12 protein-coding genes are annotated in these 14,508 nt (G+C 70.7%); 9 read left to right on the forward strand and 3 right to left on the reverse strand.

Annotation, left to right across the window (positions count from 1 at the left end; genetic code table 11):
• Nucleotides 1–40: 40 nt before the first annotated feature.
• The gene (locus ABD747_RS10620) at nt 41–3,895 is read left to right on the forward strand and encodes a DNA-directed RNA polymerase subunit beta' (RefSeq protein ID WP_344804209.1); all 3,855 of its coding nucleotides are present in this window, start codon (nt 41–43) and stop codon (nt 3,893–3,895) included.
• 233 nt (nt 3,896–4,128) lie between these two features.
• Here the strand turns inward: ABD747_RS10620 and ABD747_RS10625 are convergent, their stop codons facing one another.
• Nucleotides 4,129–5,253: a serine hydrolase domain-containing protein gene (locus ABD747_RS10625; protein ID WP_344804211.1), complete on the reverse strand. Its 1,125-nt coding sequence runs from the start codon at nt 5,251–5,253 to the stop codon at nt 4,129–4,131.
• A gap of 343 nt (nt 5,254–5,596) precedes the next feature.
• Between ABD747_RS10625 and ABD747_RS10630 the strand changes: the two genes are divergently transcribed.
• Nucleotides 5,597–6,040 carry a DUF1579 domain-containing protein gene (locus ABD747_RS10630; RefSeq protein WP_344804213.1) on the forward strand — a complete coding sequence of 148 codons (444 nt, stop codon included), beginning with the start codon at nt 5,597–5,599 and terminating at the stop codon, nt 6,038–6,040.
• A gap of 358 nt (nt 6,041–6,398) precedes the next feature.
• On the opposite strand, the gene ABD747_RS10635 is transcribed toward ABD747_RS10630, so the two are convergent.
• Nucleotides 6,399–6,683 carry a GlsB/YeaQ/YmgE family stress response membrane protein gene (locus ABD747_RS10635; RefSeq protein WP_344804214.1) on the reverse strand — a complete coding sequence of 95 codons (285 nt, stop codon included), beginning with the start codon at nt 6,681–6,683 and terminating at the stop codon, nt 6,399–6,401.
• Nucleotides 6,684–6,931: 248 nt separating this feature from the next.
• Here ABD747_RS10635 and ABD747_RS10640 point away from each other — a divergent pair, with 248 nt between their 5' ends.
• The 6 genes from ABD747_RS10640 to ABD747_RS10665 all read left to right on the forward strand — a co-directional run bounded on the left by ABD747_RS10640 (nt 6,932) and on the right by ABD747_RS10665 (nt 12,679).
• Complete coding sequence (locus ABD747_RS10640) at nt 6,932–7,327, forward strand: TOBE domain-containing protein (RefSeq protein ID WP_344804216.1); 396 nt, start codon at nt 6,932–6,934, stop codon at nt 7,325–7,327.
• On the forward strand, nt 7,324–8,148 hold the full coding sequence (gene modA / locus ABD747_RS10645) for a molybdate ABC transporter substrate-binding protein (protein WP_344804217.1): 825 nt from the start codon (nt 7,324–7,326) through the stop codon (nt 8,146–8,148). The genes ABD747_RS10640 and modA overlap by 4 nt, the downstream gene beginning before the upstream one ends.
• A gap of 61 nt (nt 8,149–8,209) precedes the next feature.
• Nucleotides 8,210–8,935, forward strand: a complete 726-nt coding sequence (locus ABD747_RS10650) for an ABC transporter permease (protein WP_344804219.1) — start codon at nt 8,210–8,212, stop codon at nt 8,933–8,935.
• Entirely contained in the window at nt 8,932–10,011 is a 1,080-nt protein-coding gene (locus ABD747_RS10655) for a sulfate/molybdate ABC transporter ATP-binding protein (RefSeq protein WP_344804221.1), read from the forward strand. Before ABD747_RS10650 ends, ABD747_RS10655 begins: the two co-directional genes overlap by 4 nt.
• A 49-nt stretch (nt 10,012–10,060) precedes the next feature.
• Nucleotides 10,061–12,001 carry a DUF5107 domain-containing protein gene (locus ABD747_RS10660; protein WP_344804223.1) on the forward strand — a complete coding sequence of 647 codons (1,941 nt, stop codon included), beginning with the start codon at nt 10,061–10,063 and terminating at the stop codon, nt 11,999–12,001.
• Between the two features lie 9 nt (nt 12,002–12,010).
• Nucleotides 12,011–12,679, forward strand: coding sequence for an MOSC domain-containing protein (locus ABD747_RS10665; RefSeq protein ID WP_344804225.1), 669 nt, complete (start codon nt 12,011–12,013; stop codon nt 12,677–12,679).
• A 68-nt stretch (nt 12,680–12,747) separates the two neighbouring features.
• Here ABD747_RS10665 and ABD747_RS10670 read toward each other — a convergent pair whose 3' ends face one another.
• Nucleotides 12,748–13,464, reverse strand: coding sequence for a hypothetical protein (locus tag ABD747_RS10670; protein WP_344804227.1), 717 nt, complete (start codon nt 13,462–13,464; stop codon nt 12,748–12,750).
• A gap of 149 nt (nt 13,465–13,613) precedes the next feature.
• On the opposite strand from ABD747_RS10670, the gene ABD747_RS10675 reads away from it, so the two are divergent.
• The gene (locus tag ABD747_RS10675) at nt 13,614–14,474 is read left to right on the forward strand and encodes an aldo/keto reductase (protein ID WP_344804229.1); all 861 of its coding nucleotides are present in this window, start codon (nt 13,614–13,616) and stop codon (nt 14,472–14,474) included.
• Nucleotides 14,475–14,508 lie beyond the last annotated feature (34 nt).

Raw genomic sequence — 14,508 nt, forward strand, 5'->3', positions numbered from 1 at the left:
AAGCAGAGTTAACGAGCCACTAAAGAGAAGAGACAAACAAGTGCTCGACGTGAACTTCTTCGACCAGATCCGGATCGGCCTGGCCACCGCGGACGAGATCCGGCAGTGGTCGCACGGAGAGGTGAAGAAGCCCGAGACGATCAACTACCGCACGCTCAAGCCGGAGCGCGACGGTCTGTTCTGCGAGAAGATCTTCGGTCCCACCCGGGACTGGGAGTGCTACTGCGGCAAGTACAAGCGCGTCCGATTCAAGGGCATCATCTGCGAGCGGTGTGGCGTCGAGGTCACCCGCTCCAAGGTGCGGCGGGAGCGGATGGGCCACATCGAGCTGGCCTCCCCGGTCACCCACATCTGGTACTTCAAGGGTGTTCCGAGCCGGCTGGGCTACCTGCTGGACATCGCGCCGAAGGACCTGGAGAAGGTCATCTACTTCGCCGCGTACATGATCACCTCGGTCGACGACGAGGCGCGGCACCGCGACCTGTCCTCGCTGGAGGGCAAGATCGACGTCGAGCGCAAGCAGCTCGAGGGCCGCCGGGACTCCGACATCGAGACCCGGATGAAGAAGCTCGAGGACGACCTCGCCCAGCTCGAGGAGGAGGGCGCCAAGGCGGACGTCAAGCGCAAGGTGCGGGAGAGCGCCGAGCGCGAGGTCAAGCAGCTCCGCGACCGGGCGCAGCGCGACCTGGACCGGCTCGACGCCGTCTGGAACCGCTTCAAGTCCCTCAAGGTGCAAGACCTCGAGGGCGACGAGGTGCTCTACCGGGAGATGAAGAACCGGTTCGGCAAGTACTTCGCCGGCTCGATGGGCGCGGACGCGATCCAGAAGCGGCTGGAGACCTTCGACCTGGAGGCCGAGGCCACCTCGCTGAAGGAGACCATCCAGACCGGCAAGGGCCAGCGCAAGACCCGCGCCCTGAAGCGGCTCAAGGTCGTCTCGGCATTCCTGTCCACCAAGAACAGCCCGACCGGCATGGTGCTGGACTGCGTCCCGGTGATACCGCCGGACCTGCGCCCGATGGTGCAGCTGGACGGTGGCCGGTTCGCGACCAGCGACCTGAACGACCTCTACCGCCGGGTGATCAATCGGAACAACCGCCTGAAGCGGCTGCTCGACCTCGGTGCGCCGGAGATCATCGTCAACAACGAGAAGCGGATGCTGCAGGAGGCCGTCGACTCGCTGTTCGACAACGGCCGCCGCGGCCGTCCGGTCACCGGTCCGGGCAACCGGCCGCTGAAGTCGATCTCGGACATGCTGAAGGGCAAGCAGGGCCGGTTCCGCCAGAACCTGCTGGGCAAGCGTGTCGACTACTCCGGCCGTTCGGTCATCGTGGTCGGCCCGCAGCTGAAGCTGCACCAGTGCGGCCTGCCCAAGGCGATGGCGCTGGAGCTGTTCAAGCCGTTCGTGATGAAGCGGCTGGACGACCTCAACCACGCGCAGAACATCAAGTCCGCCAAGCGGATGGTCGAGCGCCAGCGCCCGGTCGTCTGGGACGTGCTGGAAGAGGTCATCGCCGAGCACCCGGTGCTGTTGAACCGGGCGCCGACGCTGCACCGGCTGGGCATCCAGGCGTTCGAGCCGCAGCTGATCGAGGGCAAGGCCATCCAGATCCACCCGCTGGTCTGTACGGCCTTCAACGCCGACTTCGACGGCGACCAGATGGCGGTGCACCTGCCGCTGTCCGCCGAGGCACAGGCCGAGGCCCGGATCCTGATGCTGTCGACGAACAACATCCTCAAGCCGGCCGACGGCCGGCCGGTGACCATGCCCACCCAGGACATGATCATCGGGATGTACTACCTGACCATGCAGCGCGACGGCGCGGCCGGTGAGGGACGTGCGTTCGGGTCGGTGGCGGAGGCCCTGATGGCCTTCGACCGCGGCGAGCTGAGCCCGCAGGCCAAGATCCGGCTGCGGCTGCGCGACATCGTGCCGCCGGCCGGCTTCGAGCTGGGCGCCAACGGCAGCATCCTGCTGGAGACGACGCTGGGTCGCGCCCTGTTCAACGAGGCGCTGCCGGCCGACTACGCGTACGCCGACTACGAGGTGGGCAAGAAGCAGCTGGGTCAGATCGTCAACGACCTGGCCGAGCGCTACCCCAAGGTCGACGTCGCGCACTGCCTCGACCAGCTGAAGGATCTCGGTTTCCACTGGGCCACCCGGTCCGGCGTCACCGTGTCCATCGGCGACGTCGAGACCCCGGCCGACAAGCCGCAGATCCTCGCCAGCTACGAGGAGCGGGCCAGCAAGATCGACAAGCAGTACGACCGCGGCCTGATCACCGAGGACGAGCGGCGGCAGGAACTGATCGAGATCTGGACCGACGCGACGTCGCGGCTCGGGACGGCGATGGAGCAGAACTTCTCCAAGACCAACCCGATCTACATGATGGTCCACTCCGGTGCCCGCGGGAACATGGTGCAGATGCGCCAGATCGCCGCCATGCGTGGCCTGGTGGTGAACCCGAAGGGCGAGATCATCGCGCGGCCGATCAAGTCGAACTTCCGCGAGGGTCTGTCGGTGCTGGAGTACTTCATCTCCACCCACGGTGGGCGGAAGGGCCAGGCCGACACGGCGCTGCGGACGGCGGACTCGGGCTACCTGACCCGGCGTCTGGTCGACGTCAGCCAGGACGTGATCATCCGCGAGGAGGACTGTGGCACCGAGCGCGGTCTGAACAAGGTGATCGCGTCCGACGTGAACGGCACCCTGGTCATCGACGAGCACGTGGAGACCGCGGTCTACGCCCGGACGCTGGCGACCGACGTGGTCGGCGCGGACGGCGAGGTGCTGCTGCCGGCCGGGGTCGATCTCGGCGACGTCAACATCCGGCTGCTGATCAACAACGGGATCACCGGCGTCAAGGTGCGCAGCGTGCTCACCTGTGAGGCGACCTCGGGCACCTGCGCGATGTGCTACGGCCGGTCGCTGGCGACCGGCAAGCTCGTCGACGTCGGTGAGGCCGTCGGTATCGTCGCGGCGCAGTCGATCGGCGAGCCCGGCACCCAGCTGACGATGCGGACCTTCCACACCGGTGGTGTGGCCGGTGACGACATCACCCAGGGTCTGCCGCGTGTGGTCGAGCTGTTCGAGGCGCGCCAGCCCAAGGGCAAGGCGCCGATCGTGGAGGCCACCGGCCGGGTCGAGATCGAGGACTCCGACCGGAGCAAGAAGGTCACGGTCATCCCCGACGACGGCTCCGAGCCGATCGAGCTCACCGTCAGCCGCCGCGCGCGGCTGCTGGTGGAGGACGGCGACCGGGTCGACGTCGGCCAGCAGATCACGGCGGGCACGCCGGATCCGCAGGACGTGCTCCGGGTGCTCGGCGTGCGCAAGGTGCAGGAGCACCTGGTGGACGAGGTGCAGTCGGTGTACCGGACACAGGGCGCCCCGATCCACGACAAGCACATCGAGATCATCATCCGGCAGATGCTGCGCCGGGTGACGGTGATCGAGTCGGGCGACTCCGACCTGCTCGCCGGCGATCTGGTGGACCGGCTCTCCTACGAGGCGGCGAACCGCAGGGTCGTCTCCGAGGGCGGCACCCCCGCCTCGGGTCGTCCGGTGCTGATGGGGATCACCAAGGCGTCGCTGGCCACCGAGTCGTGGCTGTCCGCGGCGTCGTTCCAGGAAACCACCAAGGTGCTCACCGACGCGGCCATCCACGGCAAGTCCGACAGCCTCGTCGGGCTGAAGGAGAACGTGATCCTCGGCAAGCTGATCCCGGCCGGCACCGGCCTGGAGCGGTACCGCAACGTGCGGGTCGAGCCGACCGCGGAGGCGAAGGCGCAGGCGTACACGATGGTCGGCTACGACCCGTTCGACTACGACTTCGGGTCGGGGTCGGGCGCGGCCGTGCCGCTGGAGGAGTTCGACCTGGGCGACTACCGCTGATCGCGGCCGCTCGCTGAGCTCAACCGGACGGGCCTCCCACTCGCGAGAGTGGGGGGCCCGTTCGCTTTGCCCCGTTCCATGCCGTCCTACGTGCTCGAACACGTGGCCCGGTCCGACCGAGACGTCGGGACCCCCTGGTTTCATCCCTCCAGTGCTGCGACGAGGGGCGAATGCGGGCCCCAACCAGGCACTGGAGGGACAAAATCAGGGACTCCGCCCGTCCCCGCGTCCGCTCAGCGCAGGGCGAAGAGGATCTTGTCGTTGATGATCGGTTCGATGGCCCCGTCGCTCATCGGGGTGTCGGTGGCGGTGAGGCAGAGCGTGACGATCACGGCCCGGCGGTCCGGGACGACGACGATGCGCTGACCTCGGGCCCCGCGCGCGGCGAACAGCGGCAGGCCCCACTGCGTGTCCCGCCACCAGAACATCCCGTAGTACGAGGCGACTGGGCTCGGAGCCGTCGCCTGTTGCACCCACCCCTCGGGCAGTACGCGCTTGCCGTGCCACATCCCGTCGTCGAGGTAGAGCCGGCCCAGCTTGACCATGTCCTCCGCGGTGAGCCGGATCCCGAAGCCGCCCAGATGAAGGTCGCGGAGACGCATCCAGGCGAAGCCCGCCCGGTCGAACTCGGAGTTCTTGGTCATCGGGAGGTCCTCGTAGGCCGGCCGAGTCGAGATCCCCAGCGGGTCGAACAGCCTTTCCCGGGCATAGTCCAGGACGGTCTGATTCCTTGTGGCGGGATGGTGCCGCAGCGAGCTGAGCAACACCGCGGCTGCCAGATGGGCACTGACGTCGGAGTAACGGAACTCGGTGCCCGCGGTGGTGTCCTGGCCCATCGAGACGGCCCAGCCGACGAGATCGAGCTTGCCGGCAAGGATGCTCTGCTCGTCGTCATCGGAGGGATAGGGCGCGAAGCCGGCGCTCATCGTCAGCAGTTGGCGCAGGGTGACCTTCGCGACCTCGGGCTCCATCTGGTCGCGGTGCTCCGGCAGCAGGTCGGCCAGCGGAGCGTCCAGGCTCGGGATCAGGCCGTCGGCCACCGCGATCCCGATCAGGGTGGACACGACGCTCTTGGTCGCCGAGAAGATGTGTTCGTGATCGGTCGCGGTGAAGCCGTGGCGGTAGTGCGCGATCTTGGTCTGGCCGTCGACCACGACCAGCACTGCGCGTACGTTGTCCAGCTCGGCCGAGCCGGACCTGATCGCCGACTCGATGGACTCCTCCACGTGGGCGTAGTCGACGTCGGGCGCCGCCGGCGCGGGCGATGTACTCGGGAGCGGTGCCGGCGGGGCGCAGCCGGCGATGCCCGCGAGGGTGCAGATCAGGGCCGCGACAACGAGTCGGATCTGCGCGCGCATGGCGAACCTTCGAAGCCCAGGCGATCCGGAGCCGGCGTGCAGGCGAGGGTGGGAGACACAGCGTGCGGCCGGCCCTGGGGAAGACGGCGTGCTCAGCGAAGACATGGACCCGAGCTCCGATGGCGCCATCGCACCCGTCCTGACGGTCGTTCCCTGGCTCCCCGGGGATCTGTCTGCACCCGGGCTCAGACATCCCCTGGTTCTTCCGTAGTCCGAACGATCACCGCTGTCAAGGATGCGAAGCCGGGCTATCGTCTCGGCACTGATTGACGAATGAATCAGTTCGCCCGGCAATGCTGTGCAAGACCTCCCGCCGACGGCGGCCTCACCTTAGGCTGAGCGCGTGCTGATCACGGAGCTGATGGCCCCGTTGCTCGGGGACTGGCAAGGCACCGAGCAGCAGGCGGCGTCGCCGTGGGCGCTCGCGTCCGGGGCCCGCGCCGCGCTCCGGTTCAAGCACGAGGCGGGCGGCTCGGTGGTCGTCCAGGACTACCGGCAGGTCCGCGACGACGCCATGGAGTTCTACGGGCACGGCGTCTTCCTCGCCCAGGGCGAGGAGGTCTGGTGGTGGTTCTTCGACTCCTACGGCGAACCGCCGGTGCCGGCGGTGGGCGGGTGGGTCGACGGCGAACTGGCGCTGGTGAAGACCACGGTCCGCGGCACGGCGGTGCACCGATTTCGGCCGACCTGGGACCGGCTGGACTACCGGATCACGCTCGGTGCCCCCGATCAGGGTGAGGTGGCGCCGTTCCTCGCGGGGACGTACAGCCGGGTCAGTGGTCACTGATCCCGTTGACAGATGACGCGATCGGCTGACCGGCGCCGGCCCGGCGTTGCCGCCCGCCCGGCGCGACGCCGGTCCTCCAGATCCGTGACGGCGGCGGCGTCGCCGCGGTAGCCGCCGTGCGCCCGGTGCCTCGACGACATTGCTCCGACCTCGCAGCGATCCAGTCGTCCCGATCCAGTCGTCCCTATCGATCGTGCCAATCCGATCGTGCTGATCGATAGCTGCTGGGCATGGCCGCGACCGCCGTCGGAGCAGACGAAGCGATCGTCGTCGGGCGCCGCGGACACGAGCCGGCTAGCGGCGCGTGGCCGAGGCGCCGGCGCCGGCGCCGGCGCCGGCGCCCGACGGTGTCACCCGATCAGACGGCGGCGGTGCCGCCCCGCCGCCGCTGGACCGCGATCCAGATCAGCAGCACGATGATCGCGCCGATGATGGATCCGATGATGCCGGCCGGCTGCAGGAAGCCGCCGCTGCGATCCGCACCGAACAACAGGTAGCCGAGGAAACCCCCGACGAACGAGCCGATGATGCCGAGGACGATCGTCATCACGATCGACATGTCCTGTTTGCCGGGGACGACCAGGCGCGCGACGGCACCGGCGATGAGTCCGATCACGATGATGCTGATGATGAGTCCGAGCATTTTCACTGCCTTTCTCGTGGGTGCGGCGGCTGCCGCTGTGCACGTGCTTCCACAGAACCAGCCCATGGGGGTGATGTGGTACACCCCCAAGGGTGATTCGGTGGTCCTCGTATCCCTGTCGGGGCGCACGCAGTCGCGACGACGGCATCGTCGTCGACCGGCTCATGCCCAATCGATGCTCGGCCAAACGTCAGCGCCGAATCCCCAGTAGGGCTTTCCGCACGCGCGGAACGCACTAGGCTCACCTCATGCCGCAGTATCGGATTTCTCAGGCGGCCGCGCTGCTCGGCGTCTCGGACGACACGGTCCGCCGCTGGATCGACTCCGGCCGGCTCGTAGCCCAGGCCGACGCCGGCCCGGCCACCGTGGACGGGGCCGAGCTGGCCGCTCTGGCCCAGCAGATCGCGATCGCTCCCGAGCTGGGCCGGCCGGTCGCCGAGAGCGCGCGCAACCGTTTCACCGGGTTGGTGACCGGCGTCAAGAAGGACACCGTGATGGCCCAGGTAGACCTGCAGTGCGGCCCGTTCCGGGTCGTGTCCTTGATGTCGTCCGAGGCGGCCGACGAGCTCGGACTGGAGCCGGGCGTGCTCGCGGTCGCCTCGGTCAAGTCCACCCACGTGGTGGTGGAGGTGCCCACCACATGACCGGCTTCTTCCGTCCGTCGTCCCGTCCCGCGCGTGCCCTCGCGGCGGCGGCCTGCCTGCTCGGCCTCGCGGGCCTGGCCGGTTGCGGCGGCAGTCAGCCGTCCGGCTCGAGCTCGCCGACGGCGGCGACGTCGAGTGCCGGGCTGTCCGGCGACGCGACCGTGTTCGCCGCCGCGTCGCTGACCGGGACGTTCACCGAGCTGGGCAAGGAGTTCGAGGCGGCCTACCCGGGCACGAAGGTGACGTTCAACTTCGGTTCCAGTGCGACGCTGGCCACCCAGATCAACCAGGGCGCGCCGGCCGGGGTGTTCGCCGCAGCCAGCGACGCCACTATGAAGACCGTGACCGACGCCGGCAACAACGCGGGTGAGCCGGTCAGTTTCGCGACGAACACGCTCGAGATCGCTGTGCCGAAAGGAAACCCCGGCCACATCACCGGGCTGAAGGACTTCGCCGACGAGAGCAAGACGATCGCGCTCTGTGCCCAGCAGGTGCCATGCGGGGCCGCTGCCACCAAGGTGTTTGCGCTGGCCGGCATCACGCCCAAGCCGGATACCCTCGAGTCCGACGTCAAGGCGACCCTGCAGAAGGTCCAGCTCGGCGAGGTGGACGCCGCCCTGGTCTACAAGACCGACGTGATCGCCGCCGGTGACCAGGTCGAGGGGATCGAGTTCCCGGAAGCGGCGAAGGTGGTCAACAACTATCCGATCACGACCCTGAAGGCCGCGACATCGCCCGAGGTCGCGCAGGCGTTCGTGGACTACGTCGTCTCGCCGCAGGGCGAGCAGGTGCTCGGCAAGGCGGGATTTGGCCAGCCGTAGTCCGGCGGACGCCCGCGTCCCGTGGCTGCTGGCGGTTCCGGCGGCCCTTGCACTCGGATTCTTGGTCCTTCCCCTGCTCGGGTTGCTGATCCGCGCACCGTGGGCCGACGCCTGGCAGGTGATCACCAGCGAGGGAGCGCTGCAGGCACTCCGGCTCTCGCTGATCACAGCAACCGCGGCGACCGGCCTCGCCATCGTCCTCGGCGTGCCGCTGGCCTGGCTGATTGCGCGACCTGGGCTGCGCGCGGCCGGCGTGCTGCGGGCCCTGGTCACCGTCCCACTCGTGCTGCCGCCGGTGGTCGGTGGGGTCGCGCTGCTGATGATGTTCGGCCGGACCGGGATCCTCGGCCGGCCGCTGTACGAGCTGACCGGCTTCTCCTTGCCGTTCACCCCGTACGCCGTCGTGCTGGCCCAGACGTTCGTCGCGCTGCCGTTCCTGGTGCTCTCCGTCGAGGGCGCGCTGCGGGCCGCGGACCGCCGCTTCGAGGAGGCCGCGGCGACCCTCGGCGCCCGGCCGATGACCGTGTTCCGGCGGGTCACCCTGCCGCTGGTCTGGCCGGGGCTGGCCGCCGGTGCCGTGCTCGCCTGGGCCCGCGCGCTGGGCGAGTTCGGCGCGACCATCACCTTCGCCGGCAGCTTTCCCGGGACCACCCGGACGATGCCGCTGGAGGTCTACCTCGCCCTGGAAAACGACCTCGGCGCGGCGCTGCTGCTGTCGGTGCTGCTGCTGGTGGTCTCGATCGCGGTGCTCGCCGCGCTGCGCGAGCGCTGGGTGAACCGGTGGTGACGGGGACGCCGGCCGCCGGCCTGGAGTCCCGGCTCGGGGTGGCCCGCGGCGCGTTCCGGCTCGAGCTCGCGCTGGATGTGGCGCCGGGGGAGGTCGTCGCCCTCCTCGGCCCCAACGGCTCCGGCAAGACCACCGCGCTGCGCACCCTGGCCGGCCTGATCGCGCTGGACAGCGGCCGGATCGAGCTGGCCGGTCGTGTGCTGGCCGATGCCGACAGCGCCACCCACCGGCCGCCGTACGAACGCCGGATCGGGGTGGTCTTCCAGGACTATCTGCTCTTCCCCCATCTGACCGTGCTCGACAATGTCGCGTTCGGGCCGCGCAGCCAACAGGTTCCGCGGGCGGCCGCACGGAAGCTCGCCCACGCCCAGCTCTCCCATCTCGGCATCCCGGAGCTGGCCGGCGCCCGCCCGGTCAGCCTGTCCGGCGGGCAGGCCCAGCGGGTCGCGCTGGCCCGCGCACTCGCGGTCCAGCCCGACCTGCTGGTGCTCGACGAACCGCTGGCGGCCTTGGACGCGCGGACCCGGCTGCACGTGCGCGGCGAGCTGCGCCGGCAGCTGGCCGAGTTCGCCGGGGCGACCGTGGTGGTGACCCACGACCCGGTGGACGCGATCGTGCTGGCCGACCGGCTGGTCGTGATCGAGGACGGCCGGCTGGTGCAAACCGGCGAGCCGGCCGAGGTCACCCGCCGGCCGCGAACCGACTACGTGGCCCGGCTGGTCGGCCTCAACCTGGCCGGCGGACGTGCGCGGGGGCACGAGGTCCGGCTCGACGGCGGTGGCGTGATCATGGCCCGAGACGCGCTGGACGGCGGCTGTCTGGTGGCCTTCCGGCCGGCGGCGGTGTCGCTGTTCCTGGCCCGGCCGACCGGCAGCCCACGGAACATATGGATGGGCACGGTCGGTGGGCTGGAGCCGCACGGCGACGGTGTCCGGGTCGAGGTCACCGGCGTATGGGGCGACGGATCGCTCGTCGCCGAGATCACCCAGGCCGCGCTGGCGGAGCTCGGGCTTCGGGTCGGCGGCGAAGTGTGGGCGAGCGTCAAGGCCTCCGAGGTGGACGTCTACCCGTCGTAGTCGGCCGAGCTGAAGCCGCCGGTTAGGTGGGCTCGGCTACGGTCGCGCCGTGTCGCGAACCATGATCGAGTCGACCACGTTGCGCCTGCCGTCGGCCGAGCTCGGTGCCGAGTCGCCGCTGCCGAGCTTCGGCGGTCTGCAGCGGCTCCCGGATCCGTCCGGGTCGCCCGGTCTGCCGCCGGCGATGCGGGAGCGGATCGCGTACGGCCGGCTGGCGAACCCGCTGCCGTACGCCGTCCAGAACGGCTACGGCCGCGACCTCCGGCCGCGGCAGGTGCCGGCGATCCGGCTAGCGAACGACCATCTCGACGCGTACGTCCTGCCCGAACTCGGCGGCCGGATCTGGTCGCTGCGCGACCGGCGCAGCGGGCGGGAACTGGTGTTCGCCAACGAACGGCTGCAGTACGCGAACTTCGCGCTCACCGACGCGTGGTGCGCCGGCGGGATCGAGTGGAACCTCGGCTCCACCGGCCACGCCACCACCACGTCGCGACCGGTCTTCGCGGCCCGGGTCGAGACCGCGCGCGGTCCGTCGCTCCGGCTCTGGGAGTGGGAGCGGACCCGGGACCTGGTGTTCTCGGTGGACCTGATGCCGGCCGGCGACGTACCCGTTCTGGTGGCGCACGTCCGGGTCCGCAATCCTGACCCGGAGCCGAAGCCGTTGTACTGGTGGACCAACATCGCGGTTCCCGAGACCGACGGCGTCCGGGTGCTGGCACCGGCCGATCGGGCCTGGCGGACGGCGAACGACGGCTCGCTGGACTCGGTGCCCGTGCCGCACCCGGACACGCCGGCGGTGGACGCCAGCTATCCGCGGACCGCGCCCGCGGCGGCGGACTACTTCTTCCAGATCTCGGAGGGGCACGGGCGCTGGGTCGCTGCGATCGAGGAGGACGGACGGGGGGTGGCGCAGACCGCCACGGCCGCGATGGCCGGCCGGAAGTTCTTCCTGTGGGGCGCCGGTGCCGGCGGCGAGCGCTGGCAGGAATGGTTGAGCGGGCCGCACCGCCGCTACCTGGAGATCCAGGCCGGGCTGGCCACTACCCAGCTGGAGCACCTGGCGCTGGGCCCCGACGAGGAGCTCAGCTGGGCGGAGGCGTACGTCCCGCTCGAGCTCGATCCGGCCCGCGCTCACGGCGGCTGGGTGGACGCGCTCGACGAGGTGGACGGCCGGCTGGCGGACGTCCTGCCGGCCGGACGACTGGACGAGGAGCACCAGTGGTGGCGGGCCGAGGTCGCCGACCGAGCGCCCGCCGAGCAGCTCGCGGCCGGGTCCGGTGCCGGGCTGGCCGAGCTGACCGTTCGGGGGATCGATCCGCGCACGCTGCCGGGAACGCCGTTCGACCGCCCGCGCCGCGACGGGTCGCGGTTCCTGGTCGAGCTCGCGCGGGGCGCCACGGTCGACCAGGACGCGGCCGGCGCCGAGCTGCTGATCCCGCCCGTCTCCGCCCGTTGGCGACCCGTGTTCGACCGAGTCGCGGACGGCTGGTGGGGGAGCCTGATGCGGGCCGTCCGCGCACACGCGGCGGGCGACCTGGCCGCGGCCGAGCGGTGCTATCGCGACTCGCACGTCTTCCGGCCGTCCGCGTGGGCGGCCCGCGGGCTGGCGCTGCTGTCGGCGGCGAACGGCGACGCCGGCGGGGCGATCGCGCGCTATCGGGAGTCGGTCGGGCTCGCGCCGGAGTGCCTGCCGCTGCTGGTGGAGGCCACCGAGCACTGCCTCGCGGCCGGGCAGGCCGGTCGGGCGCTGGCTCTGGTCGAGGCCGCGCCGGAGGCGGTCGCCGGTCACGGCCGGGTCCGCCTGCTGCGCTGCCGGGCACTGCTCGGCTGTGGTCGGACAGAGGAGGCTCGAGCGATCCTCGGCGACGGCATCGAGGTGCCCGATCTGCGCGAGGGCGAGACGCTGGAGGCGGTGTGGCGCGCGGCGTTCGGCGACGCCCCGCTGGATCCCCGCTACGACTTCCGGATGGGTCCGAGCGTTCCCGCGTAGCCTTCTCGGGTGGCAGTGATCGACTCGGTCAACATCGGCGGCCGGCAGCCGAACCCGTACAAGAAGCGCGTGGACACCGGCATCGGGAAGGTGCCCGTCGGCGGCGCGGTCCAGGTCCGGGCGCCCGGGCCGAAGACGACCGGCTTCGGTAGCGGGCTGATCGGCGATTACATCGGCGACGGCAAGCACCACGGCGGCGACGACCAGGCGGTGTACGCCTTCCAGCGCGAGGACCTCGACGTCTGGGCGGACCGGTTGCAGCGCGAGGTCCCCAACGGCTACTTCGGCGAGAACCTGACCACCCGCGGGCTTGAGGTGAACGAGGCCCGGGTGGGGGAGCGGTGGCGGGTCGGGCCGGACGTGGTGCTCCAGGTGACCATGCCGCGGATTCCGTGTGCCACGTTCCGCGGCTGGGTCGGAGAGCCGGGTTGGGCCAAGTGGTTCACCCAGGCGGGACGCCCCGGGGCGTACCTGAGGGTGATCGAGGCGGGCGAGGTGCGGGCCGGCGACCCGGTCGAGGTGATCCACCGGCCGGACCACGACGTGACCGTCTCGCTTGTGTTCCGGGCCACCACCATCGAGCGCGACCTGCTTCCGCTGCTGCTCGCGGCGGGCGACGACCTCGATCCCGGCATCCGCGACGACGCGATCGCGGGCCGCCTGGTGGAGCTGGACTAGGCCGCGATCGGAGGCGCTCCGACCTCGGTCACCTCGGTCACCCCGATCACCACCCGGTCGCACGGTCCTCAGCCGGCTCGGATCAGCTCGATCACGGACCAGACCAGGAGGCCGAGCCCGACGACCGCAACGGCCACGGCGATCGGGCGGCGCAGGTCGCGGTGCTCGAGCCACGTCACCAGCCGCGACACTCGGTGCGCGAAGGCGGGAATGCGGGTGATGGCGATGCCCAGCACGACGTACGGCGCGGCCAGGCCGATCAGGAACACGAGGTAGCCGATCGGCCACAGTGCGGGTGCGGTGGTGCCGATCGTGCGGACCACCAGATACATGGTGGCCGGGCCGCTGGTGCTCACCAGGCTGTTCACCAGCACGACGGCGAAGAGCACCTGGAGCCGGTCCAGGTGCGCTGACGCCCGCTTCTTCCGCCGCGGCCGGGCGGCGCGCACCCACTCCACCGTGCCGGCCACGATCAGCGCGGCGCCGACCGCTGCATCGAGCCAGCGCTGGGAGATGATCGTGACGACGTCGCCGGTCCACAGCGCGTGCAGGGTGTTCGGGCTGATCAACACGAACAGGGTCGCGAGCAGGGTCGAGGCGACGGCGGCGGCGCCGGCGATCACCAGCACGCGCCGCCGGGGCCGGTCGGCTCGCTCGACGGCTCCGATCTCGATCCCGAACGAGGTCGGGCTGAACGCCATGAAAAGCCCGAGGCCGAGCAGCAAGGCGGCGACCCGCAACAGGTGGCCGGCGGTGCCGAGCGGGTCGGTCTCGAGGGGCGACATGGTCCGACGACTATCTCAGCCTCCCCGCCGCCGAACTCGGATCCCTCCGGACGATTCGCACCCCGTACAGCGGATCCAAACAGGTCCAAGGGATCCGAGATCCGGTGGCAGGGCGGAATAGCTGCCCGGGCGGCCAGGTTGCCGCAGACATGACTCAGAGCCTCGTTGCACACAGCGGAACCTTCGACATCGCCGGCCTCGGAACCGTCCGGCGGCTCGGCTTCGGCGCGATGCGGATCACCGGGCCGGGCATCTGGGGCTGGCCGGCGGACCGCGACCAGGCGAAGGCGGTGCTCCGCCGGGCGGTGGAACTGGGTGTCGACTTCATCGACACGGCCGACTCGTACGGCCCCGACGTCAGCGAGCTGCTGATCGCCGAGGCGCTCCATCCCTACCCGGAGGGCCTGAAGATCGCCACCAAGGCCGGCTTCACCCGGCAGGGACCCAACCGCTGGATCGCGGTCGGACGGCCGGAGTACCTGCGCCAGCAGGTCGAGCTGAGCCTGCGCAAGCTGCGGGTCGAGCGGCTCGACCTGCTGCAGCTGCACCGGATCGATCCCACCGTGGACGCGGACGCGCAGTTCGGCGAGCTGGCCGACCTGCAGCGTGAGGGCAAGGTCGGCGCGCTCGGCCTGTCGGAGGTCACCGTCGCCGAGATCGAGGCGGCGGCTCGGCACTTCACGGTCGCGACGGTCCAGAACCGGTACAACCTGACCGACCGGCGCTCGGAGGACGTCCTGGAGCACAGCGAGCGGAACGGGATCGGCTTCATTCCGTGGGCGCCCATCTCGGCCGGCGAGCTGGCCGCGCCGGGCGGCCCGGTCGCGCGCGCCGCCGACCGGCTCGGCGCGACCCCGTCCCAGGTCGCGCTGGCCTGGCTGCTGCGCCGCTCGCCGGTGATGCTGCCCATCCCCGGCACCGGATCCGTCGCACACCTCGAGGAGAACCTCGCGGCGGCCGCGTTGGAACTGGACGACGCGACGTACGCGGAGATCGACGCCGCGGCCTGACCGCCAGCCGTGCGGCGGGGCCCGTTCCGCTTCA

It is taken from the genome of Microlunatus ginsengisoli (genome assembly GCF_039537205.1).
GTDB classification, from domain to species: domain Bacteria; phylum Actinomycetota; class Actinomycetes; order Propionibacteriales; family Propionibacteriaceae; genus Microlunatus; species Microlunatus ginsengisoli.

Coding starts and splice junctions, on each gene's coding strand:
- modA (WP_344804217.1), top strand. CDS start 7,324: ATGACCGGCTTCTTCCGTCCGTCGTCCCGTCCCGCGCGTGCCCTCGCG.
- ABD747_RS10675 (WP_344804229.1), top strand. CDS start 13,614: ATGACTCAGAGCCTCGTTGCACACAGCGGAACCTTCGACATCGCCGGC.
- ABD747_RS10670 (WP_344804227.1), bottom strand. CDS start 13,464: ATGTCGCCCCTCGAGACCGACCCGCTCGGCACCGCCGGCCACCTGTTG.
- ABD747_RS10625 (WP_344804211.1), bottom strand. CDS start 5,253: ATGCGCGCGCAGATCCGACTCGTTGTCGCGGCCCTGATCTGCACCCTC.
- ABD747_RS10635 (WP_344804214.1), bottom strand. CDS start 6,683: ATGCTCGGACTCATCATCAGCATCATCGTGATCGGACTCATCGCCGGT.
- ABD747_RS10640 (WP_344804216.1), top strand. CDS start 6,932: ATGCCGCAGTATCGGATTTCTCAGGCGGCCGCGCTGCTCGGCGTCTCG.